Origin of the sequence: Methylobacterium sp. WL18 (assembly GCF_008040015.1) — a bacterium.
Lineage (GTDB): Bacteria > Pseudomonadota > Alphaproteobacteria > Rhizobiales > Beijerinckiaceae > Methylobacterium > Methylobacterium mesophilicum.
Map to the genome: position 1 here is coordinate 1 of NZ_VRVD01000889.1, position 1495 is coordinate 1495.

A 1495-nucleotide genomic window follows, 5' to 3' on the forward strand; every position below is an offset into this window, starting at 1 on the left:
GAGCGCGACGGTGCGCGCCCCCGGCCAGGGCGCCGACACCCCCGGCTGGCTCTGGTCCGCGGTCACCGACCTGATGGGCGCCCACCAGCGCGGCTACCTGGAACATTGCCGCCGGATCGCCCGGGAGGATCTGGCGGCCTGATCGTTTCGTGTCTTCGACCGATCGGCCCCCCTCCCCGTACGGGCTTGCGGATCCGGGGTCCTTCGTCGCCGGGCCGCCCTATTCCTCCGGCGGCCGCGGGCGGCCGAAATCCGGGGCTGCGGTCTCCTGGCCCTGGGCCACTATGCTGCGCCGGATCGCCCGGGTGCGGGTGAACATCGCGTGGAGCGCGTCGCCGTCGCCCCAGCGCACCGCCTTGGCCAGCGCCGACAGGTCCTCGTTGAACCGGCCGAGCATCTCCAGCACCGCCTCGCGGTTGTTGAGGAAGATGTCGCGCCACATGGTCGGGTCGGAGGCGGCGATGCGGGTGAAATCGCGAAACCCGCTGGCCGAGAACTTGATCACCTCGGACTGGGTCGCGGATTCGAGGTCCGCGGCGGTGCCGACGATGTTGTAGGCGATCAGGTGCGGCAGGTGGCTGGTGATCGCCAGCACGTGGTCGTGGTGCTCGGCGCTCATGGTCTCGACGTCGGCGCCCATGCCCTCCCACAGGGCCCGGACCCGCGCCACCGCCGCCGGGTCGGTGCCCTCGGGGGGCGTGAGGATGCACCAGCGGCCCTGGAACAGGGTCGCGAAGCCGGCATCCGGCCCCGAGAACTCGGTGCCGGCGATCGGGTGGCCGGGCACCAGCGCGACCCCTTCGGGCAGGTGCGGCTGGACCGCCGCCACCACGGCGCCCTTGACCGAGCCGACATCCGACACGATCGCGCCGGGCTTCAGGTGCGGCGCCAACTCGGCCGCCGCCGCCCCGATGGCGCCCACCGGCACGCACAGGATCACCAGGTCGGCCTCCGTGGCGCCCTCACGCGGGTCGCCGGTGACCAGGTCGGCGATGCCGAGTTCGGTGAGCCGGGCGCGCACGGACTCGTCGCGGTCCAGGGCCACGATCGTCCGGGCGAGGCCGTAGCGCCGGGCGGCGCGGGCGATCGAGGAACCGATCAGCCCGAGCCCGACGATGGTGAGGCGCCCGATGGGCGGGGTTGCCGTCTCAGGCATGCGCGCCCCGGCAAAAATCGCCGAGCGCCGCCAGGAAGGCCGCGTTGGCCTCCGCCCCCGCCACCGTCACCCGCAGGGCGTTGGGCAGGCCGTAGGCGCTGACCCGGCGGGTGATCAGCCCGCGCTCGGTGAGGAACGCGTCGGCGTCGGCGGCCGAGCGGCCGGGCGCGTCGGGGAAGTGGATCAGCACGAAGTTCGCGACGCTCGGCGTCACCGTCAGGCCGAGCGCCCGGGCGCCTTCGGTGAGTTTTGGCAGCCACTCGGCGTTGTGGGCGGCGGCGGCCGCCATGTGGGCCTCGTCGGCGATCGCCGCCGCGCCCGCCGCGATGGCCGGCCCGG

Annotated in this window: 2 protein-coding genes; both read right to left on the reverse strand. The window is 74.2% G+C overall.

Translation table 11 applies throughout. The features are described 5' to 3' along the window. Positions 1-220: 220 nt before the first annotated feature. Positions 221-1156, reverse strand: a complete 936-nt coding sequence (locus tag FV228_RS29370; protein WP_147857679.1) for a prephenate/arogenate dehydrogenase family protein — start codon at positions 1154-1156, stop codon at positions 221-223. Next, the coding region (locus tag FV228_RS29375; RefSeq protein ID WP_147857680.1) for an aminotransferase class I/II-fold pyridoxal phosphate-dependent enzyme at positions 1149-1495 on the reverse strand (347 nt) is incomplete at its 5' end. The genes FV228_RS29370 and FV228_RS29375, both read right to left, overlap by 8 nt.